General features: G+C 67.1%; 24 protein-coding genes. 4 read left to right on the top strand and 20 right to left on the bottom strand.

All coding sequences use genetic code 11. The features are described from left to right. The first annotated feature begins 128 nt into the window (after positions 1-128). Positions 129-968, top strand: a complete 840-nt coding sequence (locus tag EA472_RS11585; protein WP_124191680.1) for an ABC transporter permease — start codon at positions 129-131, stop codon at positions 966-968. 48 nt (positions 969-1,016) lie between these two features. Here the strand turns inward: EA472_RS11585 and EA472_RS11580 are convergent, their stop codons facing one another. Genes EA472_RS11580 through EA472_RS11570 form a run of 3 tightly spaced genes read right to left on the bottom strand, consistent with a single transcriptional unit; the run spans position 1,017 to position 2,491 of the window. Continuing rightward, positions 1,017-1,520, bottom strand: coding sequence for a YciE/YciF ferroxidase family protein (locus EA472_RS11580; RefSeq protein WP_124191679.1), 504 nt, complete (start codon positions 1,518-1,520; stop codon positions 1,017-1,019). A gap of 22 nt (positions 1,521-1,542) precedes the next feature. After that, complete coding sequence (locus EA472_RS11575) at positions 1,543-2,133, bottom strand: YciE/YciF ferroxidase family protein (RefSeq protein WP_124191678.1); 591 nt, start codon at positions 2,131-2,133, stop codon at positions 1,543-1,545. A 31-nt stretch (positions 2,134-2,164) separates the two neighbouring features. Further along, positions 2,165-2,491, bottom strand: a complete 327-nt coding sequence (locus tag EA472_RS11570; protein ID WP_124191677.1) for a DUF5789 family protein — start codon at positions 2,489-2,491, stop codon at positions 2,165-2,167. A gap of 183 nt (positions 2,492-2,674) precedes the next feature. On the opposite strand from EA472_RS11570, the gene EA472_RS11565 reads away from it, so the two are divergent. Beyond that, positions 2,675-3,658: an aldo/keto reductase gene (locus EA472_RS11565; RefSeq protein ID WP_124191676.1), complete on the top strand. Its 984-nt coding sequence runs from the start codon at positions 2,675-2,677 to the stop codon at positions 3,656-3,658. An 80-nt stretch (positions 3,659-3,738) separates the two neighbouring features. Here the strand turns inward: EA472_RS11565 and EA472_RS11560 are convergent, their stop codons facing one another. The 12 genes from EA472_RS11560 to EA472_RS11505 all read right to left on the bottom strand — a co-directional run bounded on the left by EA472_RS11560 (position 3,739) and on the right by EA472_RS11505 (position 17,439). Next, a complete protein-coding gene (locus tag EA472_RS11560; RefSeq protein WP_124191675.1) occupies positions 3,739-4,269 on the bottom strand; it encodes a hypothetical protein in 531 nt (176 codons plus the stop codon). Then, a complete protein-coding gene (locus EA472_RS11555) occupies positions 4,266-5,630 on the bottom strand; it encodes an ABC transporter ATP-binding protein (protein WP_124191674.1) in 1,365 nt (454 codons plus the stop codon). The genes EA472_RS11560 and EA472_RS11555 overlap by 4 nt, the downstream gene beginning before the upstream one ends. After that, positions 5,627-6,694, bottom strand: a complete 1,068-nt coding sequence (locus tag EA472_RS11550; RefSeq protein WP_124191673.1) for an ABC transporter ATP-binding protein — start codon at positions 6,692-6,694, stop codon at positions 5,627-5,629. Before EA472_RS11550 ends, EA472_RS11555 begins: the two co-directional genes overlap by 4 nt. After that, a complete protein-coding gene (locus tag EA472_RS11545; protein WP_124191672.1) occupies positions 6,694-7,785 on the bottom strand; it encodes an ABC transporter permease in 1,092 nt (363 codons plus the stop codon). Before EA472_RS11545 ends, EA472_RS11550 begins: the two co-directional genes overlap by 1 nt. Continuing rightward, positions 7,782-8,735, bottom strand: coding sequence for an ABC transporter permease (locus EA472_RS11540; protein WP_124191671.1), 954 nt, complete (start codon positions 8,733-8,735; stop codon positions 7,782-7,784). The genes EA472_RS11545 and EA472_RS11540 overlap by 4 nt, the downstream gene beginning before the upstream one ends. A gap of 27 nt (positions 8,736-8,762) precedes the next feature. After that, positions 8,763-10,412, bottom strand: a complete 1,650-nt coding sequence (locus tag EA472_RS11535; protein WP_124191670.1) for an ABC transporter substrate-binding protein — start codon at positions 10,410-10,412, stop codon at positions 8,763-8,765. Positions 10,413-10,557: 145 nt separating this feature from the next. Beyond that, positions 10,558-11,127, bottom strand: coding sequence for a hypoxanthine/guanine phosphoribosyltransferase (hpt, locus tag EA472_RS11530; protein WP_124191669.1), 570 nt, complete (start codon positions 11,125-11,127; stop codon positions 10,558-10,560). A 166-nt stretch (positions 11,128-11,293) separates the two neighbouring features. Continuing rightward, positions 11,294-11,920, bottom strand: a complete 627-nt coding sequence (locus EA472_RS11525) for a DUF7344 domain-containing protein (RefSeq protein ID WP_124191668.1) — start codon at positions 11,918-11,920, stop codon at positions 11,294-11,296. Between the two features lie 194 nt (positions 11,921-12,114). Next, positions 12,115-13,290, bottom strand: a complete 1,176-nt coding sequence (gene coaBC / locus EA472_RS11520) for a bifunctional phosphopantothenoylcysteine decarboxylase/phosphopantothenate--cysteine ligase CoaBC (RefSeq protein ID WP_124191667.1) — start codon at positions 13,288-13,290, stop codon at positions 12,115-12,117. A 26-nt stretch (positions 13,291-13,316) separates the two neighbouring features. Next, positions 13,317-15,587 (bottom strand): IucA/IucC family protein, encoded by a 2,271-nt coding sequence (locus tag EA472_RS11515; protein ID WP_124191666.1) that lies wholly within the window; start codon positions 15,585-15,587, stop codon positions 13,317-13,319. A 100-nt stretch (positions 15,588-15,687) separates the two neighbouring features. Then, entirely contained in the window at positions 15,688-16,425 is a 738-nt protein-coding gene (locus tag EA472_RS11510) for an NAD(P)/FAD-dependent oxidoreductase (RefSeq protein ID WP_124191665.1), read from the bottom strand. 141 nt (positions 16,426-16,566) lie between these two features. Continuing rightward, entirely contained in the window at positions 16,567-17,439 is an 873-nt protein-coding gene (locus EA472_RS11505) for a UbiA family prenyltransferase (RefSeq protein ID WP_124191664.1), read from the bottom strand. Positions 17,440-17,582: 143 nt separating this feature from the next. Between EA472_RS11505 and EA472_RS11500 the strand changes: the two genes are divergently transcribed. Continuing rightward, positions 17,583-19,277, top strand: a complete 1,695-nt coding sequence (locus EA472_RS11500) for a thiamine pyrophosphate-binding protein (RefSeq protein WP_124191663.1) — start codon at positions 17,583-17,585, stop codon at positions 19,275-19,277. A 221-nt stretch (positions 19,278-19,498) separates the two neighbouring features. Continuing rightward, a complete protein-coding gene (locus EA472_RS11495; protein ID WP_124191662.1) occupies positions 19,499-20,395 on the top strand; it encodes a pentapeptide repeat-containing protein in 897 nt (298 codons plus the stop codon). A 56-nt stretch (positions 20,396-20,451) separates the two neighbouring features. Here the strand turns inward: EA472_RS11495 and EA472_RS11490 are convergent, their stop codons facing one another. The 5 genes from EA472_RS11490 to EA472_RS11470 all read right to left on the bottom strand — a co-directional run bounded on the left by EA472_RS11490 (position 20,452) and on the right by EA472_RS11470 (position 25,699). After that, complete coding sequence (locus tag EA472_RS11490) at positions 20,452-21,846, bottom strand: FAD-binding oxidoreductase (RefSeq protein WP_124191661.1); 1,395 nt, start codon at positions 21,844-21,846, stop codon at positions 20,452-20,454. Between the two features lie 149 nt (positions 21,847-21,995). Next, positions 21,996-22,961, bottom strand: coding sequence for an NADPH:quinone reductase (locus tag EA472_RS11485; protein ID WP_124191660.1), 966 nt, complete (start codon positions 22,959-22,961; stop codon positions 21,996-21,998). A gap of 469 nt (positions 22,962-23,430) precedes the next feature. Next, on the bottom strand, positions 23,431-23,904 hold the full coding sequence (locus EA472_RS11480) for a type II toxin-antitoxin system VapC family toxin (RefSeq protein WP_243637835.1): 474 nt from the start codon (positions 23,902-23,904) through the stop codon (positions 23,431-23,433). A gap of 11 nt (positions 23,905-23,915) precedes the next feature. Continuing rightward, on the bottom strand, positions 23,916-24,185 hold the full coding sequence (locus EA472_RS11475) for an AbrB/MazE/SpoVT family DNA-binding domain-containing protein (protein ID WP_124191658.1): 270 nt from the start codon (positions 24,183-24,185) through the stop codon (positions 23,916-23,918). 392 nt (positions 24,186-24,577) lie between these two features. Next, entirely contained in the window at positions 24,578-25,699 is a 1,122-nt protein-coding gene (locus EA472_RS11470) for a pyridoxal phosphate-dependent aminotransferase (RefSeq protein WP_124191657.1), read from the bottom strand. Positions 25,700-25,978 lie beyond the last annotated feature (279 nt).

The following is a 25,978-nucleotide window of genomic DNA, read 5'->3' as shown; positions in this document are numbered from 1 at the left end:
TCGCGGCGAGCGTATATGTTTTCCCATCGAGACGTCCGCGGCGACCGTCGGCCGGTTCCGACCGGATTTGCACCGGAGCGACCGACGTTCGGCCAAACCGGTAATAGGCTCGAGCGACGAGCGACCGTATGGACGTCGGACTCGTCGTCGGCGTCGTCGTCATCGGTTTCGTCCACGGCGTGTTGCCGGATCACGGGTGGCCGATCGCGGCGACGTACGCGCTGAATCGCAACCGTCGGCTGTTGTACGGTCTCCTCGCGGCGCTGATCCTCGGGATCGGCCACCTCGTAAGCAGCGTCGCGCTCGTGCTCGCGTACTTCTGGTTCAGCACGTTCGCCGCGTTCGCCGAGGGACCGTGGCTCGGCTACGTCGCCGGCGCGCTGTTGATCGCTCTCGGCGTCCACGAGTACCGACACGGCGGGCACGGCCATCACGATCACGACGGCGATGCTCACGGTCACGACCACCATCACCACGGTGAGAGCGATCGCCACGGTAGCGACGACCCAGCGGCGGGCCACCACCACGACCGAGATAGCCATCATCGCCACGACCACGAACGCGAGCGCGGCGGACACGTACACGTCGGACGTCCGACCGAATCCGACCGGGGACTGCTCGGGCGAATCCGCGCGCGGTTCCCGGGAGGCGGTGGCCACCGTCACCTCGACGAGGAACACGCCGAACGCGGGCTGATGGCGCTCGGGACGACCGCGCTCCTGCTCGGATTCGCCCACGAGGAACCGATCCAGATCCTCGCGATCTGCGTCGGGACGGACGCCTGTCTCGAACTGATGGTGATCTACTCGCTCGCGGTGATCGTCGCCATCGTGCTCCCGACGCTCCTTCTGATCGCGGGTTACGAACACCACCGCGAGCGGATCGAGCGGCTCACGCCCTACCTGCCCACGATAACTGCGGTTGTTCTGGTGGGGATGGGGCTCGCCTTCATCACCGGCGTCGTCTGACGGTCGTCACCGGCGTCGTCCGACGGTCGTTACCGCCCTCCCGTGCCATCAGGGGTCCGCGATTCCCGCGGTTTCGAAGACGGACAGTTCGGCCTCGAGGTCTTCGAGCGACGCCAGTTCGTCTCGCTCCTCCGCGAGGTTCGACTCCAGTGGCTCGACGACGTCGTTCGCGTACGCGAGCCGACCGGCGAGCCTGAGCAGCGATTCGTAGCTCCTGATCTCGAGTCGCTCGGCCAGCAGCGCGACCTCGAGGTCGCCGGGAACGACTGCGTCGCCGTCGCCCGTCCTCTCGCGGACGGACCGTGCGTCGGCCAGTCCGTCGACCGTCCGGGCGCGACTCGCTCGCGGCCGCCGGCCGATTCCCTCGAAGGCGCGCTCGAGGCGTTCGACCTGTCGCTCCGTCCGTTCGCGGTGGTCGTCGAACCGATCCCGGAGGTCCTCGCTCGAGGCGTCGGCCGCCATCTCCGCGAGCAGTTCGACGTGACTTCGCTCGGCGTAGTAGGCGTGCTGTAGCTGGTATCCGAACAGATCTTCGAGTGTCTCGATGTTCATGGCAATCGGGTCGGGTGCTCGCTCAGATCGACGGATCGAGCGACGAACGGTCGGCGTCGGCGACCGGGCTCGCCGCGAGCAACGCGTCGATGGGTTCGCCGTCGGTCATCGACTCGAGGTCGTCTCTGAGCGTTCGCTCGTCGTCGTAGTTCTCACCCAGCGCGTCGACGACCTCGTCGGCGGCGTCGTCCTCGAGCGCGCTCGCGAGCGCCATCGTCCGCTCGTAGGCCGTACACTCGATCGCCTCGAGTTTCAACGCGGTCTCGACGTAGTACAGCGGCCGGAGGCCGTCGTTCAGGACGACGTTGTTGAACTTCTCCTTGTCGGCGATCAGCCCGTCCACTTCGGGGACGGGCCGAGTCGCCGGCTCCTCCCCGAGCGCGTCGAACGCTCGCTCGATGCGTTCGAGGTGCGCTTCGCTCTCCTCGCGGTGGGCGTCGATCGCGTACTGGAGCTGTTCGCGACACTCGAGTACGCGCATGTCGTCCAGCGTATCGATCGCGACGTCGTCCGACAGCGTCTCGAGCTGGGCGTGTACCGTCCGCTCGATCGAATACAGTCGTTCCAGTTCGGCCGCGAGCGCGTCGTGCGGTGTCGTGTCTATCGTACTCATATCGGATCGACTTGGGATCGGAACGGTTCGGTCAGAACGACTGTTGCATCCGCACGGCTTCGTCGAGGTCGTTCGGACTGTCGCCGCGGTCGCTGTAGCGCGGCCGGCCGACGGCGGCGCGGCGGACGCCGTTCAGGATCGCGAGTTCGAGTTCGTCCCGCGTCTCGTACGTCTCGTGTCCCGACGTCTCGAGGATCGTCGCGAGCGAGTCCGATTCGCGCGGGTAGGTGATCTCGACGTCTGCGAACTCCGCGAGGATCTCGTCGGTCGTCGCTGGAAACGCCGTCTCCTCGAACAGCTGACCGACCGCACCGACCTCGAGGGATTTCACGTCGTCGGGGTCGTCGATGTGACTCATCGACAACCCGTACCCCAGGGGTTGGCAAAGTACTACAGCCTGCAAACGACGACCGCCGCCCGGAGACGAGGCCTGTCGAAACTCTCTGCACAGTCGATCGGACGACTGCAGTCGTACAGACGTGCAAATAATTTCTCCACGACCGATGGTAAAACCTACGGTCGTTCGAAGAAACCTCGTGGTGTGAATCATCGTCGACTCGGTTCGACCGGACGCGAGGTCTCGGACGTCGGTCTGGGTACGTGGAACGTCGGCGGCGACTGGGGAGACGTGTCGGACGAAACCGGTCGCGAGGTCGTCCGTACCGCCCTCGAGGCGGGTGTCACGTTCGTCGACACCGCGGACGTCTACGGCGACGGCCGCAGCGAGCGCCACATCGGCCACGTCCTCGACGAACGCGACGACGACGCGTTCGTGGCGACGAAAGCCGGACGTCGACTCGATCCGCACGAGGCCGACGGCTACGAGTACGACCGGCTCGCCCCGTTCGTCGACCGGAGTCGGGAGAACCTCGGGCAGGAGACGATCGATCTGCTCCAGTTGCACTGTCCGCCCACGGAGGCGTACTATCAGCCGTCGACGTTCGAGGCGCTCGAGAGACTCGAGGCGAAGGGGAAGATCGATCACGCCGGCGTCAGCGTCGAGCGCGTCGAAGAGGCGCTCAAAGCGATCGAGTACGACGTCGTCGAGACGGTCCAGATCATCTTCAACCCGTTCCGACAGCGACCAGCCGACCTGTTTTTCGATCGGGCGCGCCGGGAAGACGTCGGCGTGATCGTCCGCGTCCCGTACGCGTCGGGGCTGTTGACCGGCGCGCTCGAGCGCGACCAGACGTTCCCCGAAGACGACCACCGAAACTTCAACCGCGACGGCGAGGCGTTCGACGTCGGCGAAACGTTCGCCGGCGTCCCCTACGAGACCGGCCACGACGCCGTCGACGCCCTCGAGCCGTTCGTCCCCGAGGAACTGTCGCTCGCGGAGTTCACCCTCCGGTGGATCCTCGATCACGAGGCGGTGTCGACGGTCATCCCCGGAACGACGACTCCGGAGCACGTCCGGACGAACGCCGCCGTGTCGGAACTCGATCCCCTCTCGAACCGCGTCCACGGCGCGGTCCGGGACGTCTACGAGGAGTACGTGTACGAGCACGTCCACCACCGCTGGTAGCGCTCGGATTGCCGGTCCCGTGAACGTCACCGAGCGTCGAGAGCCGCCGGCCGCCACAGCGTTTCGAGATCGTCCGGTCCTCACCGTCGGTTCGTGATCTCGATCGTCGTTCGATCGACGAGTCCGCGCTCGTGAGCGTCTTCGCGGGAGATTCGCACCTCGAGCGCGTACGTCCCGGGTCCGACCGGCTGCCACTCGTCGTCGTCGACCCGGATCCGCTGGCACCAGGTGCGTCGAAACCGCTTGCGCTCGCCGCGGGCGAACGAGAACGCCGCGGACCGATCCGGAACGGTTCGAGAGACGGCGTCGGCTTCGGACGCGTCGTCGACGGCCCAGGTCCAGACGTTCGGCGAGTCGGTCGGAATCGCGATCGGAAACGGGAGTCGATTACGAAACTCGAATTCGATCCGGACCGGCTGGCCGACCTCGTAGACGGTCCGGTTCGTCGAGACGCCGACGTCGATCGCCCGCGTCCGGAGTCCGACGGGGACGAACGCGTGGCTGAACGCCGCCCAGTCGATCGATCGGCTGGCGGGTTCGTCGCGGCCGGACGGACGGAACGGATCGTCGTCGTCGCGCTCGAGCGCGTCCGAGTCGTAGATCCGTCTCACTCGAACACCTCCGATTCGCCGGCCGGCTCGACGTCCGCGCGTGGCTCGTCGCTCGAGTCGGGCGTCGAGTCCGCCGGCCCGTCGTCCGTCGAGGCGACGACCGACTCGTCGAAGCGGTGGCACGCGATCCGGCGGCGGCCGGATTCCGCTTTCGGCGACCGCAGTTCGGGTCGGGTCGTCGCACACGGCGTCTCGAAGCCCGACTCGAGTCGCTCGCGGGCCGTCCCGGCGTCGCCCGCGACGATCGCCTCGAGGGCGTTCGAGAGCGTTCGCTCGGCGGTCGGATCCGCGAGCCGGCGCGGAAGGTCGTGCGCGTCGCGGATCGCGACGGCGGGGTCGTCTGCGGATTCGAAGACCGACTCGAGCGACGCGTCGCCGTCCGCGACGGCTGCGATCCGCGCGCGGAGATCCATCACGCCGCGGAACTGCTCGGTCGGGAGGTCGTACTCGGCGGGGGGAACGATCCGCGGACAGCGGGTGTGAAACCGACAGCCGGACGGCGGATCCGCCGGAGACGGGACGTCGCCGCGCAGGACGATCCGGTCGCCCTCCCAGCCCGGATCGGGTTCCGGCACCGCCGACAGCAGGGCCTCGGTGTACGGGTGGACGTCTCGCTCGAGGAGCGCTCGGGTCGGGCCGCGCTCGACGATCCGTCCGAGGTACATCACCGCCAGCCGGTCGGCGACGTGGTCGACGACCGCGAGGTCGTGGCTGACGACGAGAACGGAGAGCTCGAACTCGTCCTGGAGGTCCGCCAGCAGGTTGAGTAGCCGGGCCTGTTCGGCTGCGTCGAGCGCCGAGACGGGTTCGTCCAGGACGAGAACCTCGGGTTCGACGGCGAGGGCGCGAGCGATGGCGATCCGCTGGCGCTGGCCGCCGGAACACTCCCGCGGGTAGCGGCCGGCGTGGTCGCGGGTCAGACCGACGACCTCGAGCAGGTCCCCGACGCGCTCGTCTCGTCCGCGAGCGGGGACGACGTCGTGGACCGAAAGCGGCTCGCGGACCGCGTCTCCGACGGGCAGGCGCGGATCGAGGCTGGCCGAGGGATTCTGAAAGACGTACTGTACGTTCGTCTGCACCGTTCGTCGTTCCGACCGAGGGGGAGAGGCGACGTCGACGTCGCGGTAGGTCGCCGTCCCGTCGGTGGGTTCGAGGAGGCCGGTCAGCAGCTTCGCGAGCGTCGTCTTGCCGCAGCCGCTCTCGCCGACCAGGCCGAGCGTCTCGCCCGCCGAAAGCTCGAGGTCGACGCCGTCGACGGCCCGGATCGTGCCGCCGGAGCCCAGAAGCCGATCGAGCAGGCCGTCGGCCGAGTCGTACTCCTTCGCGAGGCCCTCGGCCCGAAGCACGACGTCGCCGCTCATGGATCGGTCCCGCCTCCGCTCGCGGTCGTTTCGTCGTCGATCAGGACCTCGTACTCGAGCCCGCCGTCGAGGTCGCCCGTGTGCTCGTGGCAGGCGGCGAGGTGATCGGGCGCGGTCGCGTCCGCAACGGGCTCGCCGGTTTCGACGTCGACGAGCCCGGGCCTGTGCGTTTCACACACCGGTTCGGCGTACGGACAGCGCGGGTGGAACGGACAGCCGGTCGGCGGATCGACGGGATCCGCCATCCGGCCGGGTATCGTCGGGAGCCGATCGGCCCCGTCGCCGATACGGGGGATCGACGCCATGAGTCCCGCGGTGTACGGGTGAGACGGATCGTAGAACAGATCCTCGACGGTCGCTCGCTCGATGGCCCGTCCGGCGTACATCACCACCACGCGATCGCACCGCCGTGCGACCACGCCGAGGTCGTGCGTCACGAGTTGGATGGCGGTGTCGAACGACGACGAAAGCTCCTCGAGCAGCTCGAGCACCTGCGCCTGGATCGTCACGTCGAGACCGGTCGTCGGCTCGTCGAGCACCAGCAGGTCGGGCTCGCACGACAGCGCCATCGCGAGGACGGCACGCTGGACCATACCGCCCGAGAACTCGTGGGGATAGTGCGAGTACCGGGTGGCGGCGTCGGGAATGCCGACCCGCTCGAGCAGCGAAATCGCCCGCTCGCGGGCCGCGTCGCCGCTCGCGACGCCGTGTGCGCGGATCGTCTCGGCCACCTGCTCGCCGACCGTGTAGACCGGATTGAGCGCCGCCTCCGGATCCTGAAACGCGATCGCGACGTCGTTCCCCCGGAACCGTCGAAGCTCGTCGCTCGAGAACGAGAGGACGTCCCGGCCGCGAAACCGAATCGAGCCGTCGACGATCTCGCCGGGATCGTCGATAAGGCGCAACAGCGAGAGAGCGGCGACGCTCTTTCCCGCGCCGCTTTCGCCGACGACGCCGACGGTTTCTCCGCGTTCGATCTCGTAGCTGAGACCGTCGACGGCGCGGACGACGCCGTCTTCGGTGTAGAACTGAACCGAGAGGTTCTCGACCTCGAGCAGCGCCATCAGCGAACCCTCCGTTCGAACTCGCTTCGCGGATCGAGCGCGTCGGTGAGCCCGTCGCCGACGAGGTTGATCCCGAGGACGAACAGGAAAATCGCGATCCCGGGAAAGACCGTGACGTGCCAGTGACCCTGCATGAGCGCCGACCGGCCGCCGGCGAGCATCGTCCCCCACTCGGCCGTTCCGGGCTCGAGGCCGAGGCCGAGAAAGCCAAGCGCCGCCGCCGCGAGGACGACGTTGCCGACGTTCAGCGTCGCCTGGACGACGACCGGCGCGACGGCGTTGGGGACGACGTGTCGGGCCAGGATCGTTCGGTGCGGGATGCCGAGCGCCTCGGCCGCGTCGACGTACTCGCGTTCCGCGATCGAGAGCACTTCGCCGCGCAACAGCCGGGCGTACGAGAGCCAGCCGGTCGCGACCAGCGCTGCGACGACGTTCCAGTAGCCCTGGCCGAGGATCGCGACGACCGCGATCGCGAGGACGAGAAACGGGAACGCGTAGAGGGTGTCGACGGTCCGCATGATCGCCTCGTCGACCCAGCCGCCGACGTACCCCGCGATCGCGCCGAGCGGGACGCCCACGCAGAGCGCGAGCGCCACGGCGATCGCGCCGATGCTCAGGCTGAATCGGCCGCCGACGAGCACGCGCGAGAAGACGTCCCGTCCCGCCCAGTCGGTACCGAACGGGTGGGCGAGCGACGGGCCGGCGTTCGACGGTCCGACCGCCGGCCGGGCCGGATCGTACGGCGCGAGCGAGAACGGCTGGACGGTGACCGCGTACCCGCCCGCGGAGAACTCGATCGGGCGGGCGAACACCGACACCAGCACCAGCCCGGCGACGATCGCGAAGCCGACGGTCGCCGCCCGGTTCGATCGAAACCGGCGCCAGACGTCCGCGAGTCGACGGCGGCGACCGACCGTCGGCGTCCGCTCGTCCGGTCGGCTCACACGGGCGGCGTCCTCACCGTCTCCGTCGCGAGACCACGGGCCGACGTTCGGCCGAGCGGTTCCCTCGAGCGACGCCGCCGCGGCGGGCTCGTCGAAGCCCTCGATTCGGATCCGGCCGCGTTCGGTGGTCGGTTCGGGTCGTGTCATCGGTCGTATCGGATTCGTGGGTCGAGGACGGCGTAGGCGAGGTCGACGAGCAGGTTCGCGAGAACGACCGAAACGGCGATCAACAGCACGACACCCTGTACGACGGGGACGTCCCGGCGGCCGACCGCCTCGACGAGGAGCCGTCCCATCCCCGGCCAGGAGAACACCTGTTCGACGACGACCGCACCGTCGACGAGAAAGGCGACCTGGAGGCCGGCGACGGTGACGACCGCGATCAGCGAGTTACGCAGGACGTGCTTGTAGATCACCGTCCGTTCAGAGAGTCCCTTCGCCCGCGCGGTGCGGACGTACGGCTCGTTCAGTTCGCGGCGCATCGACGACCGCATCAGTCGCATCACCAGCGCTGCCGACGCCGTCCCGAGGGTGATCGTGGGCAAAACCAGAAACCACAGCATCTCGAGGCTCGCCAGCGGTGCGTCGGGCGGCGTCACCCGGACCCAGCCCAGGTGGACGCCGAAGACGAACAGCAACACCAGTCCGAGCCAGAAGTTCGGCGTCGCGATGCCCGCAAGCGCCGCGACGCGACTCAGTTCGTCCTCGAGTTCGCCGTAGTTGACCGCCGCGACGATGCCGGCGGGAACGCCGATCAGCAGCGACAGCGCCCACGCGGCGACGCCGAGGGCAATCGTTGCCGGAAGTCGGCCGGCGATCGTCGCCGCGACGTCGCGTCCGGTGATCGGCGACGTGCCGAACTCGAGAACGAGGACGTCCCGGAGCCACAGAAGGTACTGCTCCCAGAGTGGACGGTCGAGGTTGTGTTCGGCGCGAAGCGCCTCCTCGACCGCGGGGTCGACCGCGTCAAATCCGACGAGCGTATCGATCGGATCGCCGGGCGCGAGATAGACGAACGAGAACGTGATGGCCGTCGCACCGAGCAGTACCGGAACCGAAACCAGTGCTCGTCGGAGCGCGTATTTTGCGAGCGACATGCGATCGATGGAAATCCGTCCGTTTGCTCACCCGAGGTATTCGTCGACGATAGCGGCTTCGAAGTCGGGGTCGGCGTACTCCGCGAGCAGCGAGGGAATCGGCGTGTATCCGACGGAGCCGGCACCGGCGTACACCTCGTTGACGATCCGTTCTCGGGGAATCAACCGGTCGATTCCCCGCCTGACGTCGACGTTTCCGAACGGCTCGAGGTAGCGCGGATAGACGAGGAAGTCGATCGCGCCAGCGACGGATCGTTCGACGCCGTACCCTTCGGCCTCGTCGAAGTCGGGAATGCTCTCGGCCGGCAGCCCGGTCGCGACGTCGAGTTCGCCGGCCTCGAGGGCGGCCTGCCTGGACGCGGACTCGGAGACGATTCGGAGAGTAATCGTCTCGATCGGCGGCGTCTCGGGAACGTCGTCGTCGCCGTCGAACCAGTGGTCCTCGAACCGATTCAGTCGCCAGTACTCCCCCTCGTCGCGGCCGGCGAACGCGTAGGGGCCGGTGCCCACCGGGCGTTCCGAGAGGTCCGGCTCGCCGTCGTCACCGGCGGCCAGCGGAACGATCGGGAGCCCGACGCTCGTCTCGAACGGGCCGTACTCCTCGACGAGGCGGATCTCGAGTTCGTGGTCGTCGACGACGTCCACCCCTTCGTACCAGTCGTACACGTCGTTCGCCCGGGGCGAGCCCTCGTAGCGCTCGAGCGAGAAGCGGACGTGATCGGCGGTGAGCGACTCGCCGTTGTGAAACGTGACTCCCTCCCGGAGCTCGAATCGGTAGGTCGTCTCGTCGAGTTGCTCCCAGTCGGTCGCGAGCTGGGGCTGTGGCCGCCCCTCGAAGTCGACCGCGAGCAGCCCCTCGTAGATGAGGCTCGTAACCATGTTCGAGGTGGTGTCGTGCATCCGGATCGGATCCGGATTCGAGACCGTGGCGACGGCATCGCCGACGAGTTCCGCGTCTCCGCCGTCGGCCAGTTCGACGTACTCGCCCGCGTACGGCGCGTACACGGTGTCGTACTCGATCCCGGGCAACGGATACTGTCGCCAACGCTCGACCGAGTCGCGGCGGTACACCGTCGCCTCCTCGCCGTACCGGAGGATCGAGATCGGTAACTGCTGGAGGAGCCGTTCCTGTAGTTGCTCGTAGATCTCGACGCGCTCCGTTCGGTCGCTTTCGGATCGTCCGGCGTCGATCAGCTCGTCGACGCGGTCGTCCGCGAAGTGATTGAAGTTGAACCCGTTCGGAGCCCAGTGAGCCGAGTGAAAGAGAAGATTGACGTACGAGTGTGGATCCCAGCCACCGCTGATATCGAGCGTGATGAGGCAGTTTTCCTCGTTTTCCGCCATGTTGAGACAGAGCTGCTCGTAGCTCCCCCACTCGAGTTGCTGGAAGCCGACGTCGAACAGCTCCGTCTCGTTCAACTCGTGTTGCACCAGTTGCGCCCAGCGCGATCGCTCGTCGTTTTCGGCGTTCGCGTAGATCGTCGTTTCGACGGGAGCATCGACCCCCTCGTCCTCGAATCCACGGAGAATCAACCGTTCGGCCTCAGTTTCGGCTTCGACGGGGTCGTCGTCTTCGGCGCTGATACACCCAGCGAGCCCCAGCGAACCCACCGTCGCGAACCCGCCGAGAACCGATCGTCGATCGACGGCTTCGTCCTTGCCCTCCCGACAGTCCATATCACTGTCGTTGCTAGCCCGCCGATATAGGCATTGTGCAGTGGCCGAAATTTGCTAGGACCTCGTACGGATTACTGCACCGACGTACCGGTGCACCCGCCGCCCGTGTCGCGGGTGCGCCGGAACTGACGTGCAGTACCCCGTCTCAGGAATCGCCGTTCTCGTCGACGATGACGACCTCGCCGTCGACGACGTCGACGTTGATCAGCGTCTTGACGTCGTAGCCGGCGTCGTCGACTTTGTTCTCGCCACCGACTTTCTTGATCACCGCGACCGTGTCGACGACCTCCGCGCCGATTTCGTCGAGCGCCTCGAGAACGGACGCGAGCGTGCCGCCCGTCGAGAGCACGTCGTCGAGGACGAGCACGCGTTCGCCCTCGCGAACGTCGTTGATGTACATCTCGTTTTCCGAGTAGCCGGTCTCCTGGGAGATCGCGACCTCGCCTTCGAGACCGTACTGTCGCTTGCGGATGACCGTCAGCGGGATGTCCGTCATCAGCGACACCGCGGTCGAGATGTGGATCCCCATCGCGGCGGGGGTGACGATCCGATCGACCTCCTCGAGTTTCGCCTTCCGGATGATTCGGATGACGATCTCGCGCAACAGGGTCGGATCGAGCTTCGGAACGCCGTCGCTGATCGGGTGGACGAAGTAGTGGTAGCCGTTTTTCTCCACGATCGGAGCCTCGAGAAGCGACCGTTCTAACTGATCCATGTCGTGGGTCGGTCGGTGTCCGAGTAAAAGCTGACGATCCGGGCGGGACGTCCGGTACCCGTCGTCTCCGCGGTGAAAACGAGCGAGGCGCGTTCGACGTCCGTCGCTGTCGGCGCGATCGCTGACGGTTCGTGGCCGGATCGGTACATCGGGACAGCGATCCGTCTCAGTCGTCGCCGAAGCTGAGTTCGGGCGGTTGCTCGCCGCGACCGAGGCGCATCTGCCGTTCGTAGTAGATGTGTGCGACCGCCGTGGCCGTCACCGTCACGGAGACGATCCCCGCCCAGGTCAGATCCGACAGCAGCGTCAGCGGATAGATCTCGAGCCAGAGCGCGGCGACCAGCGCACAGCCGACGGCTCCCAGCGAGAGATAGAGCTCCCGCCAGGCGAACTCGTGGCCCGGCACGATCTCGAGGTAGACGGTGATGTCCCGCGTTCGATCGGTCGCCTCGATGCGTCCGGCGTCCGAGTCGAACGCGAGGATGCCCGCCTCGTCCATCTTCGGCAGGTGCGTCTGCTGGAGCGTCGTGTAGACTCGTTTGCGCTGTTCCGGCGTGACGCCCTCGAGTGTCGTCTCGTACTCCCAGGCGGCGACCTGCTGGGCGAGATCACCCAGCTCGACGGGACGACCGTCCTGTTTCAGGTAGTGGAGCACGTACCGTCGTCGCTGATTGCGGAGGACTTCGAAGATCTCGCCTTTCGAGAGGTCCTCCTCGAGCGCGTCGTCGACGGCGTCGGTTTCCTCGCCGCGGTCGACCCGCCGGGACTCGTCAGTACGGTGTTGCTGTGCCACACCAGCTCACCCCCCTCGAGTCGACCGCCCTCGTCCGCGTAACCGATCGTACACCCATTAGTCCGGGGCAGGAACGCCACCTATATAGTTCTCCTGTCCGCGACTCGAATCAGGTCGTCGGGCGTCGAAAGTTAACTCACGTCCGGAGGAGAGAACGTAACGCCAGCAACCGAACGCGGACGTGAGGTGTGAGATTAGTGCTGACGATCCGGACCGCCGGCCAGCATCGTCGCGATCGAGGCGGCGATCTCCTCGGCCAGCCCGGCTTTCGACCCCTCGTAGCGCGCGACGTCGGCCGCGTGAACCAGCAGCGCTCGCGTTCGATCGGCACCCATCACGCTCGCGTCGTTGGCCACGACGAACGCGAGATCGGCGCGCTCGAGCGTCTCCCTCGCCTTCTCTATCATCGCACGCTCGTCGCCCGACGTTTCGGTCTTGAACCCGACGATCGGGAGCGTCGGGCGGTCGGCGCGGATCTCGTCGATCAGTTTGGGCGCGGGCTCGAGCTCGAGCGTCCGCTCCCGTCCCGAGCGGATCTTCTCTTCGCTCTCTTCGAGCGTGTAGTCGCCGATCGCGGCGGCCGAAACGAGCGCGTCCGCGTCGTCGCAGGCCTCCCGCGTCGCCGCGAGCATCTCCTCGGCGCGTTCGACCTCGCGGACGTCGGCGTAGGGAACGGAGTCGCCGTCGTGGACGAGGGTCACGTCGGCTCCGCGGACGTAACAGGCCCGCGCGACGGCCCGTCCCATCTTCCCCGAGGATCGGTTCGTGAGAACCCGAACCGGATCGATCGGCTCGCTCGTCGCGCCGCTGGTGACGACGACGCGGCGTCCCTCGAGCGACCGGTCGCCCGCGGCCCGGGCCACGTCGCAGACGATCGCCTCCTCGCTCGCGATCTTCGCTTTCCCCTCCTCGATGCGCGGGGAGACGAACTCGACTCCCCATCCCTCGACGGTCTCGATGGCCTCGAGGACGCCCGGGTGGTCGTACATCGGCTCGTGCATCGCGGGTGCGATCACGACGGGCGTGCCCGCGCCCAGCGCGGTCGTCGCACACGTCGTCACGGGTGTGTCGTCGACGGCTCCCGCGATCTTCCCGACGGTGTTGGCCGTCGCCGGCGCGATCAGGAGGACGTCGGCCCAGCCGTCGTAGCCACAGAGTTCGACGTGCTCGACGCCGCCGGTGATCTCCGTGACGACCTCGGCGTCCGTCGCGAACTCGAGCGCCCAGGGGTGGACGATTCCGCGCGCGCTGTCGGTCATCACCCCCCGAACGGCCGCCCCTCGCCGTCGCAGCTCGTGGGCCAGCTCGACCGTCTTGACCGCGGCGATCGACCCCGTTACCCCGAGCGCGACGTTGACTCCCTCGAGCATTCGTTCGATCTTCTCACGCCGGCGTGTTAAGCGTAGCGAGCCAGCGGGTTCGCCACCTCGCTCGTCACGTACTCGTGGCGCTTGCCGCGCAGGCGCATCGCGGTCAGCGCCTTGTGTTCCGTCGGATCCGAAACCAGCGCGCGCTCGTCTCGGCGGATCCGATCGGAGGGGACCGACGAGTCGCCACGCAGACGCTCGAACGTCCGCTCGCAACTCGTTCGAATCAACCGCCAGCAGTCCGCTTCGTCGACCTCGCGCTCGCGGACGATCGTCGCCACGAGTTCCGCGAGGTGGTTCTGAAAGAGCGCGTAGTACAGCTTCCGGTAACAGTCTCGCTCGCCGTCGGCGTCGAGGTCGGAGTTCGGATACGGCTCGAACGAGAGCCCTCGATCCGCGAGGCGGCCGCGGTGGGCGCGGATTCCGCCCAGGTCGCGCACCAGCGTCGCGACGGGACGCGCGTCGTCGGGATCGAAGACGACCAGGCTGTTCTGAAGGTGGCTCTCGAGGGCGATCCCGTACGCGGACAGCAGCCGAAGCTGGTCGGGGACGACGACCGCTACGTATCGCTCGAGGAACGCGAGCGCCGCCTCCCCGTCGGTCCGAGCGTCCACACTCCCACCGTAGCGGTCGATCAGCTCGCAGACGAGCGGGCGGTCGGTCCCCGGCGCGTCGGCCACCAGACTCGAGGCGACGACCGCCAGCCCGTCGTCGGGGACGAGCCGGTGAGCCGACGGCGCAGCCCGGAGCAGCGCCGAGAGGTGTCTGGCGTCGTCGAACGCCTCGCCTCCCGGATCGGGGCCGCTCGGCGGGTGGTAACACGTCGCCGCAGGCTCCGCGAGTATTCCGAGCGTCTCGAAGGATTCGCGCTCGTCGATCGCACGCACGACGTCGGTCAGTCGCGGCCCGTTCGAGACGGCGTTCGGAGACAGCGTTCGAACGACGTTCGTCGTCTGGACCGGAATCGCGAGCTTGAGGTGTGAGATCGGTCCGTCGGCCGTGCGTTCGCCCTCGTGCGGAACGACCGTCCTGAGATTGAGGAGGGGCGTCGCCGGGCGTGCGAATTCCGGAATCGGAACGACTCGCCCGTCGTCGCGCTGGCGAGCGTAGCGCTCCGGAACCGTCCGGTGGTACTGAAGCGGATGCACGGGGACGACGGCGTACTCGTCACGGCCCGCGTCCGAGGGAAGTTCCTGCTCCACGGCCGGCTCGAGGCCGTCGAACGTCTCGAACAGCCGCTCTGTCAGCCGATCGGAGCCGGACGCGTGGCTCTCGAGGGCGAACGCCCGATCGATCGCGACGAACCGGATGTCGATCCGGTCGGCGAACTCCGGCGCGTAGGCGAGCCCGTCCGCGGCGGACATCCCGCGTCTGAGCTTCCCGGCCGGGTGGAACGGGTGCCCGTCGGTGACGATCCGCTCGAACGCGCTCGCGGGGTCGGCCGCCGGAACGCCCGCCGCGATCGCCTCGAGCGTCGAGCCGGCGTCGATCGCGTCGACCGCTTTCGCGTGAACGTCGCCCGCGAGCTGAGCAAGCGCGAGGTTGGCGACGCTGTCGGACAGTTCGAATCGGATTCGCTCGGCCTGGGCCCCGTCCACGAACGCGCCCTCGCGCTCGAGGAGGGGAACGAGATCGACCGGGTGTGCGATCCGTTCGAGACCGCCGTTTGTCGTCCTACGGGCCGGTTTCTCCGCCGTCTCCCGCGCGTTCGCGTCGTTCGCCGTCGACTCGACGGCAGTTTCGTCCGCACTCGAATCGCCCGGTCGCTCGGCCGGCGACCACCCACGGATCGAACCGTCGAACCGAAACCGATCGTAGCCGTGTCTCGCCGCGAGCGGCGCGAGTAACAGGGTCTCGGAGCCGGGAAACGGGACGAGGGCGAACCGGCGGTGCCGATCGCGAAGGGGATCGAAGAGCGAACGAAGTCGGTCGACGCTGACGTCGATCTCCGGCGATAGCGCCTCGCGAAGACTCGACGGATCGTCGACCGCGTTCGGCGGTTCGGACGGGTCCCCGATGGCGAATGGGCCACGGGCCGAACCGGAAGCGCCGTCGTTCGAATCCGACCGATCGATCGCGACGAACGCCGGATCGGCGAGTCCTGCCGGCCGACCGCGAAGGAGACCCCGGACGAGTCGAAAGAGAATTTCGTTGCGGGCGTCCGCGAGCGCCTCGAGGTACGCGGTTTCGCCGGGCGACGAGAGGTCGTTCGCTCGAGCGTACCGACTCGCCGCGCCGAGTGCGTTCCGTTCCGCCGTCGTCCGGAGGGAGATCGGTCCGGATCGTCTTCGTTTCGTCATGCTCCCGTCACAACTCGTCGGACACTCCACCGGGAGCCGTGATAACGTTCCGGGAGGTCCTCACGGAGCGGACGAGGTGCCCCTCCTGCGAGGAAACGACTCAGTCGAGATCGACGCTCGGGTGCATCGTCGGCCGTTCGTCGAGCGGCTCCGAAAGCGCCTCGAGCAGCCGTTCGCGCGCGCGCTCGTCGCGCCGTCGGCGTTCGTCGTCGTCGATCTCCTCGCAGCCGGGGGGCACCTCGCGACCCCGTCCGGTGAAGTAGCCCTCGGGGACGACCCAGTCGTGATAGAAGTTCACGTCGGCGTCGTGGATCGCGGCGAGTGCGACCTTCGCACCGTGGCCCGCCGCGACGATCGCCTGGTGGGGCTCGTTCGCGACCCGGCCGGCCGCGTAGACGCCGTCGACCGCCGTCCGTCCGGCCTCGTCGACGTCCACGAAGTGTTTGCTCCCGCGCTGGATGCGCCCGACGTCGAGCGGCACGAGGTACTCGCTGTCGGACCACGACGCCGCGATCACCCGACGGGCCTCGATCGGATCGCCGCCCTCGGTCTCGAGGACGAAGCCGGCCTCGAGGTCGGTCTCGTCGACCGCTTCGACGGCCGTCACCCGGCCGAGTTCGAACGTCGCGCCGGCGTTTCTGGCCTGTTCTCGAACCAGCTGGACGAACCGGCGGGCGTCGACGCCGTCCGGGAAGCCGGGATAGTTCTCGAGACTCGCGTTACGCGCGAGGATCGATTCGCCGCCGTCGACGACGAGGGTGTTCAGTCCAGCACGGGCCGTGTAGATCGACGCGGAGAGTCCGGAGACGCCTCCGCCGACGATACAAACGTCTTTCATACGCGGGGATGCGTACCGCGGACACATATACTGGACGAAAACGTTCGACGGGGTGGTTTTCCGCGCTACGAGTGCCGTTTCGATGTACCGGTGCGATCGCAGGACGGTCGCGGTTACGACGACGACGGACGGCGGTCCGCATCAGCCGGTGGCAACGCCGATCGTGGCGACCGGTTCGAACCAGACGGCGGCGACGAGGACGGCGAGGAACACGTACGATCCCCTCACCAGCAGCATCGTCGCGAGTTCGGGATTCGCCCGGCGAGCGACCGCGGCGACCGCGGCGAACGCGAGAACCGCCAGCACCGAGCCGGGCGGGAACACTCGAGTGATCGCGAGGGCGACGACCGCGACCAGCGCGAATGCCATCAGACCGTACGCGACGTCGTAGGCGCGTTCCGGACCGAGAACGACGGCGACCGTCCGCTTTGCGATCGATCGGTCGTAGTCGTAGTCCTGTGCGTCGTCGATCACTTTGATCCCCGAGAGCAGGACGAGAAAAACGGCGGCGAATCCGAGCGGGAGCGCCGTTACCGTGCCGGCCTGGGTCGCGAAGCCGCCGAGGATCGAGAGTGCGATCCCGAGCGGGTAGCCGGTGGTCGCCGTCAGCGGGTTCGTATCCAGCTGAGGCGCGTGGTGGTAGGCGATCAGCCACGTCGGCAGCGTGAGCGCGACCGCCAGCTGCGCGCCCAGCACCCACAGGAGGAGACAGCAGGCGACGAACGCAATCGTCGAGAGGGTAAGTCCGATCCGACACCCCGTCGCCGTGAGCGGATGGTCGTCGTCTTCGCCCCGCACGTGGAAGTCGACGTACCCGTCCTTGACGTGGGCCGTGTACACCGCCGCGAATATCGCGAGCACGTGAATCGCCGCTGGCTCGAGGGCGACCTCACCCGAGAGGATCGCGCCGAACAGCGACGCGGCGAGCGGCGGCAGCATAAACACGGGGTGAACCTGCGACCAGAACGCACGGACCGTCGCCTCGACGCCCGCCCCGTGTCGAGAGAGGGGCATATCCCGTGTGATCACGAGCTGACGTATATATCCCCGCCACGGGGCAACCCCGGTCGTCCGTCGAGCGTCGGCGGCCGTCGTCCGGAACCGCGTCCGTCGCTCGAAACGAAAAGTTGACGCACTGTCACGACTGACGGTGGTCCGTGACTACCTCGACCACTGGAGCAGCTCTCTTCGTCGACGCGCTCGAACGCTACGGCGTCGAGTACGTCTTCGGCAATCCGGGCACGACGGAGCTACCGATACTCGAGGCGATCGACCAAACTGATCTCGAGTACGTGCTCGCACTGCACGAGGACGTGGCGGTCGGGATGGCAGCCGGCTACGCCCAGACCCGGCGCTATCACGCCCAGGAAGACGAATCGATCCGGCCGGTCGGCGTCGTGAACCTGCACGTCGCGCCCGGCCTGGCCCACGGGCTCGGTAACCTCCACGGCGCGGCGGCGGCCGGCGCGCCGCTGGTCGTCACCGCGGGTAACCACGGGACTGGCGTTCGCCACCAGGAGCCGATCCTCTCGGGCGACCTCGCGCGGACGGCGGCGGCACACTGCACGTGGTCCGACGAAGTGCTCGACGTCGCCGCCCTCCCGACGATGCTCCGACGGGCGTTTCGGGTCGCGACGACGCCCCCGACCGGCCCCGTCTTTCTCGGACTCCCGCTCGACGTTCTGCTCGCGGAGACGGACGACGAGCCGGAGCGTCTCGGTCCCGTTCCGACCGCGGGCGGCGGCGACCCCGCACAGCTAGAGCGCGCGGCGACGCTGCTCGTCGCCGCCGATCGGCCGGTGCTCGTCGTGGGCGACGGCGTCGCTCGAGCGGGGCGGAACGCGGTCGCCGCTGCGGTCGAATTCGCGGAGGCGACCGGCGCGCGGGTCCACGGCGAGATCCTCTCGAGCGAGGTCGCCTTTCCGACCGAGCACGACCAGTGGGTCTCGCACGTTCCGCCGGACGGGAAGCTCGCTCGGCGACTCTTCGACGCGGAGACGATCGTCTTCGCGGGCTGTTCGACGAACGCGACGGTGACGGGTCACGAGAAACCGATCGTCGACCGGGGGACGGTCTGCATCCACCTCGGAGCCGACGCCTGGCAACTCGGCAAGAACCGCCCCGCCGACGCGGCGATCCTCGGCGATCCGGGCGTCGTCCTCGACGAACTCGCGACGCGAGTTCGGACCCGGCTCCCGGAAGACGAGCGTCGGGACCGGCTCGAAGACGCCGTCGCTACCGCGGATACCGTCGCCACGAAACTGGCTGCGGGCGGCTCGTCGAGCGGAAACGGTCGGCCCGGCGACCGGCGGGCGACGGTCGACGACCTCGTCGAGGCGATAGAGCGCGTCGCCGCCGACGCGTTCGTCGTCGACGAGAGCGTCACGGCGAAACACGCGCTGTTGTCACGCGTTCCGCTCGAGCCGACGCAGTACGTCTCGAACAAGGGCGGCGGGCTGGGGTACGGACTCCCGGCGGCCGTCGGCGCGGCCCTCGCAGAGAGCGATCGCGGGGAGTCGAGTGACGTGATCGCGTTCGTCGGCGACGGTTCGTACTACTACTATCCGCAGGCGATCTACAGCGCGGTTCGCCGGCGGATCGACCTCACGGTCGTCGTCGCGAACAACCGCCGCTACCGGGCGCTCGAGGAGAACGCGAACTCCCTGCTGGGGTCGAACCGGTCGGACGTCGTCGGCACGGACATCGATCCGGCGGTCGATCCGGTCCGCAGCGCTCGCAGTTACGGCGCTCGCGGGGAACGCGTCGAGACGGCTGACGAAATCGAGGCCGCGCTCGCGGACGCGCTGGCTAGAGACGGCGTCGACGTCGTCGACGTCCGCCTCCGCGAGTGATACGGTTTACTGTACGTCAGTATCGGCGCACCCGCCGTCCGGGTCGCAGGTGCGCCGGTAAATCGGTACAGCAATCCGTACGAGTCGTCGAGCCGCGGATCGCCGCCGGTGGGCCGAACTTCGAGCGAGGGTCCACAACGACGACCCGCGACGACGCCGACCGCAACTGACTTGGGAGATGCCCCACGTTCTCTCATCGAACGCGACTGCCCTCCAGACCCATGCAACACGATCGAACCGACTCGAACGCAGCATCGAGCCCCTCGAGACGACGACTGCTCGGTCGACTCGCGACCGCGGGAGCGGTCGCCGGACTCGCCGGCTGTCTCGCGAGCGGCGACGAGACGGTCGAGTGTAACGGCCACGAGGTCGGACCGGAGGCGGATCTCGCAGGTGCGGACCTCTCGGGGTGCGACCTCCGCGGCGTCGACCTCACCGAGGCCGACCTCACCGACGCGGATCTCTCGGCTTCTGACCTCAGAGACGCCAACTTCTTTCTGGCGGATCTCTCGGGAGCGAACCTCTCGGACGCCGACATTCGTGGTGCGGACATCCTGGTGAGCGAACTCGCCGCCGCCGACCTCTCGGAAACGGATTACTCCGGGACCGAGCTGCCGGGACGGGACTTCTCGGGCGACGACCTCTCGGGAATCGTCCTCCGCGACGCCACCCTCATCGAGTCGGATCTCTCGGGGACGAACCTCACGGGAGCGGACCTCGCGGGTGCCGACCTGTCCGAGTCGTCTCTCGCCGGCGCGAATCTCACCGACGCCGACGTCTCCGACGCCGACCTCACCGACGCGGCGATCGAGGACGTCACGCTCACGGGCGCGACCGCGAGCAACGTCGACCTCTCGGCGGTCGACCTCTCGGGAGCGGATCTCTCGAGCACCGACTTCTCGGGGAGCGACCTCTCGCGCGGCGACCTCTCGGAGACGACCCTCGTGGAGGCGAACCTGTCGGACGCGGACCTTCGGCTCGTCGACTTCACCGGCGCGGATCTGCGGAAGTCGACGCTCGAGGACGCGTCGTTGAGCGGAGCGACGATCGCGGACGTCGACCTCACGGGCGCGACCTGGCGGGACGGCTCGCGGTGTGAGACGGAGACCTGCTTCTAGGCGCGCCCGCGTGCGAACGCGTCGCCGGTCGGTCGTCCTCGAGACGCACTCGCCGTTCAGTCGCCCTCGAAGAAGATCGTTCCCGGATTCAGCGTGCCGGCCGGGTCGAGCGCGCGCTTGATCGTCCGCATCGTCTCTACCGCCGCGGTCCCGTGTTCGTCCTCGAGATAGGCTCGTTTTCCCGTCCCGATACCGTGTTCGCCGGTGATCGTCCCGCCGAGGTCGATCGCCCGATCGACGACCGCCTCGTAGGCTCGCTTTCCTCGCTCGAGGGAGTCGGGATCGTCCGGATCGACGAGCGCCGTGTAGTGGAGGTTTCCGTCACCCGCGTGGCCGAAACAGGGCATCAGGAGGTCGTACGTCTCGGCGATCCGCTTGGTCTCGCGGACGATCTCGGAGTAGGCGCTGATCGGGACCGTCACGTCGCCGTAGCGGTAGGGCTCGAGATCCGACTCGTAGTGTAACTCGGCGTGAGCGAGTTCCCGCCGGGCTTCCCAGAGGTCGGCCATCTCCGCGTCGTCGCCGCTCACCTCGAATCCGACCGCACCGTACTCCTCGAAGATCGCTTCACACAGCGAGATTTCCGCGTCGATGCCGTGGTTGGCGTGAAACTCGAGAAAGACCGTCGGCGAGTCGGGGAGGTCGGTGCCGAGGTACTCGTTTGCCATCCGGACGGTGAGGGCGTCGAGAAGCTCGATTCGTGCGACGTCGATCTCCGTCCGAATCGCCTCGGAGACGGCGTCGGTCGCGTCAGAAAGCGACTCGAAGACCGCGCGGCCGCCGCGGATCTGCTCGGGTCTACCCGCGAGTTCGAGCGTCGCCCGCGTCACCACGGCGAGTGTTCCCTCGCTACCGACGAGCAGTTCGGTGAGGTTGTAGCCGCTCGAGGTCTTGCTCGCCCGCGTGCCCGTCTCGACGACCGTCCCGTCGGCGAGGACGGCCTCGAGGCCGAGCACCCAGTCCGCGACCTCTCCGTATCTGACCGTCTGCATCCCGCTCGCGTCGGTCGCGATCATCCCGCCGATCGTCGAGATGTCGCCGGACGAGGGTAGCGGCGGAAAAAAGAGCCCGTCGCGGGCGACGTGCTCGTCGACGGACGACCCGACGACGCCGGGTTCGACGTCGATCTGAAAGTCCTCGGGGCGGTAGTCGACGACCGCGTCCATTCGCGTGAGATCCATGCTGATCCCGCCGCGGGTCGCCACCGCACTCCCCTCGAGACCCGTCCCCGCGGCGTAGGGCGTGACCGGGACGTCGCGGTCGGTCGCCGCCGCCAGCACCGCAGAGACGTCCGCGGTGGACTCCGGCCAGACCACCGCGTCGGGCGTGACGCCGTCGCCCCGGTGTTCCGTGCCGAAATCCGTGGCGTGTGACTCGCGTCGCCCGGCCGCAAACGAGTATCGATCGTCCCCGAGCGGGAGGTCCTCGAGGAACGAGCAGTCGCGTTCCATACCGGTGGGTCGGTCAGGACTGCCATCAACGTTGTTACCGACGGGGACCTGTCGAGGGCGCGGGAAGAGTCCGGACCCGTCGACGGAACCGGACGGGACGAACCCGAATCCGGCGAGAACGCGGGTCGGTCTCGACCCTGCGCTCCCGCTCAGGGCTCGACGACGAGCTTTCCGAGGAAGCTGTCTTCCATCGCCGCCCGCTGGGCCTCGCCCGCCTCCTCGAGGTCGTAGCTGCGGGCGACGGCGATCGAGAGCGCGCCGACGTCCACGAGGTGGGCGACGCCCCGGAGCGGAACCCGCAGATCGGGCGTGTTGAACATGCTCATGAACGTGTAGGTGACGTCCTTCGATCGGGCGGCCCCGTCGTCGGTGAAGCCGGGATCGGGACTGTTCTCGCCGATGCCGACGACGCGGGCGTTCTCGGCCGCGACGTTCGCGTCGAACTGCAGGTAGTCGTCGAGTCGGTGATCCAGGATCACGTCGACGCCGCCGTCGGACGCTTCGAGGACCGCCTCCTCGAGGTCGTCCCGACCGTAGTCGAGGACGGTCTCGGCACCCAGGCTTCGGAGGTCGTCGTGATACTCCGGCGCGGCGGTCGTGATCACCCGGGCGTTCACGGCGCGTGCGATCTGCACGGCCGCGTGACCGACGCCGCCCGACCCCCCGTGGACCAGACAGTACTCGGCGGGCTCGAGGTCGGCGTGGTCGATCAGCGCGCGCCAGGCGGTGACGGCGACGACGCCCGCCGCGCCGGCTTCGAGGAGGTCAGCGCCGTCGGGAAGAGTAACGACTCGATCGGTCGGAATCGTCGCGTACTCGGCGTACGATCCCTGGAACGTGCCGTTTCCGATACCGGTTCCGTAGACGCGGTCGCCCGCCTCGAACGCCGTGACGTCTCCGCCGACTTCCGCGACGACGCCTGCCACGTCGACGCCGGGCGTGAACGGAATCGCGGCCGGTTCGTACGAGCCGTCGCGAAAGTAGGTGTCGACGGGGTTGACGCCCGCGGCGGTCACCTCGACGAGTAGTTCGTCGGCTCCGGGCTCCGGTCGATCGGTCTCGTCGACCTGCAGTACGTCCGCGTCGCCGTGGTCGTGAAGGCGTACAGCGCGCATACCGTTCGAGTGGACGGAGGGGATCGGGATAAGGATACACCTCGAAACCGAGCAGTTCGAGGGGATGCTCCGCTCGAGTCGAGTGCGCGCGGCGATCCGGTCCGAACGACGACGAACTCGCGGACGCGATGGTCGGGACCGAAGCGATCGAGTTCACCGAACCGAATCGGGTCGTCGCCGGCGCCGGCCCGACCGTCGACGGCTGGGCAGCGAAACCGGAACAGCCCCGAGTACTCCAAGCCCGAACTGCTGAGTGAACTCATCCGGTGGGGCCGCTTGCGCTCGGCAGTCGACGCTTGGAACGATACTAACAGGGATTAGCAACGCGACTCATAATTTTGTCTCACACATCTCGAGTAGTTGAGAAATTGAGACTGATGAATACGAAGCGCGAATGTGGTACGAGATCTGCTTGATTTGCAAAACAAATGCTCGCTCAGTTCGGACCAAACACACATCTCAGACCACACTATCCGTCAATCAGTGCCAATTTCTCACGTTTCTCAGCCGGGATTGGATTGACGTATGTTACATCTTCATCGTCACACAGGTCGTCAAAATCACCGTCAGTCGTAATCAAGTAATCAGTGTCGTATGCTCGTGTAAGCGCGACGATGAACGAATCGTACACGTCGTGGTTTTTCTCTGCGCTGATCTCGTACGCCTCGAGCAGCGTTGTCTCGGTGGCGCTGACGATTCGTGCAGGGCTATTGATAAGTGATCGAATGGCATTTCGAGCAGCAACTTCGTCTACGCCAAAATTGCTCGTCATGAGATACTGCGCTCGTAACGGATAGTAATCGAACACGAGCAAGACGTTTGGTCCATCGATCGCGTCCTCGATCCACGGATACACATCGTCGTGCGCAGGATGATCATCGGTGAGCGCGATTGCTAGCACGTTCACGTCAGTGAGAACCGTCACTTCAGTCGGGAGAGTCATCGGAGAGTCGCTCACTGGTCCATTGGCCCGAAAAGCGTTTCTCCGGCATCAGTTGGTGTCGTATTCTCCCAGTTCTCCCGACCGGCTGTTGCTGTCTCTAATTTCGAACTCGGTTTGGGGTTGACCTCGAGGACCGATCCGACGAGAGTTGCAGGAATCTCATCGTTCGATTCTATTCCTAATCGGTCTCGAACCTCTTTTGGGAGTGTTACCCGCCCTCTATCGTCCACTGTGAGCGTGAGTTCCTCCCCGTTGTTCGCTTCAGATGCGATCTTTCCCATTTTGAACCACCTAATACCCACTACCTCACTGACATACAAAGCTCTTGCGCCACTCGACGTATCGATTTGTACGCAGATCTACCGGACGTCCGGCTCGCTTGTTTCAACGTGAAACAAACGAAGTCGACGTGCTGAACTCGTGCCCTACGTCTTGGACTTCAACCCAACATGTCCGTCATTTATATATCGTACAGTCTGAGGATCTACGCTCTCCCTATGAGTCACCGACGACTTCGAGGTGATCGAGACGATCGTCGCGAAGTTCGCGGTTGCGAGTCGGTAACTTCGACGAGTGCGGTCAGCAGGGAGTCGATCGATCAGGCGGCCCAGCGACAGCACCGAGTCGGATCGGGGCCGATCGAGCCGAGAAGAGACTGAACCTGGCCGAAGCGCTATCGAACCGCCGCCGTCGCCTCGTCGATGATCTCGAGCGCCTCTTTTAGCTCCTCCGTCCCCGTCGCGTACGAGAGTCGGGCGTAGCCCTCGCCGTTCGCGCCGAAGGCTCCGCCGGGGACGACGATCACGTCGCGGTCGAGCACCGCGTCGCACCAGCCGTCGGGGACCTTCGGCATGACGTAGAACGCGCCCTGGGGCGTCGGCACCTCGAGGCCGGCGTCCTCGAGGCCGTCGAGGACGACGTCGCGGCGGCGCTCGAAGGCCTCGACCATCTCGGCGACCGGCTCCTGTGGCCCCGTCAGCGCGGCTTCGGCGGCGTACTGTGCGGGCGCGGAGGCGCAAGCCTGGGCGTACTGGTGGACGCGGAGCATCCGTTCGATCCGTCGGTTGGAGCCGACGACCCAGCCGAGTCGCCAGCCGGTCATCGAGTACGTCTTCGAGCAGGCGCTGACGACGACGACGTTGTCCGTCTCGGCGAACTCTAGGGGCGAGCGGTGGACGCCGTCGAACACGATGTGCTCGTACACCTCGTCGGAGAGACAGAGCACGTCGTGTTCGTCGGCGATGCGGGCGAACTCTCGCATATCGTCCTCGCTCTGGACGGCACCCGTCGGGTTGGCCGGACTGTTGACGACGAAGACGGCCGTCTCGTCGGTGATCGTCTCCTCGACCGTCGCGGGATCGAGCGTCAGATCCTCCCGCAGTGGGACGGGCTTGGGCGTCCCGCCGGCGATCCGCGTCAGCGCGTCGTAGGAGACGAACCCCGGATCGGGGAAGATCACCTCCTGGCCCGGATCGACGTGGGCCTCGAGCACGAGGTGGAGCGCCTCGCTGCCGCCCGACGTGGCGATGGCGTCTTCGGGATCGATCTCGAGGCCGTACTCGCGGTCGTACGCCGCGGCGATCGCCTCCCGCAGGCTTCGGGTTCCCTTGTTCGACGTGTAGGCGTCGGTCTGGCCGTTCTCGATGGCCTCCATCGCGCCCCGGCGGGCGTGTTCGGGCGTCGGGAAGTCCGGCTGGCCGATACCGAGGTTGATCGCGTCCTCGCTCGCGGCCTCGAACACCTCTCGAATGCCGCTGATCGAGACCTGTTCGACTCGTTCCGCAAAGTCGGTCATGGCTGTACCGGTGGCCGCGAGTCCAATAATCCTTCCTGTGTTTTGCGCTCTCGCCGCAGGGTTCGAGTGGAACGATCGACCGCCTGCCGGTCATCGTAGTTATAGACTGCCAGTGGACGTGATCGCCGACGGCTGTGGGTAAATCGTTTCAGTATTCGTCTTTAGCTAAGACTCACACCTCGGTTGCGTAGCGGTAGCGAGCGTCTCTTGTAACACTGGCCGTTGCTGGTGGATCTTCTGTGCGTCGTCGATCAACCGGTCGAGCAGCGGTGGCGGCGA

Origin of the sequence: Natrarchaeobius oligotrophus (assembly GCF_003841465.1) — an archaeon.
In the GTDB taxonomy this organism is placed as follows: Archaea; Halobacteriota; Halobacteria; order Halobacteriales; family Natrialbaceae; genus Natrarchaeobius; species Natrarchaeobius oligotrophus.
The sequence above is the reverse complement of the archived record's forward strand: the minus strand, read 5'-3'. Positions and strand labels throughout refer to the sequence as shown.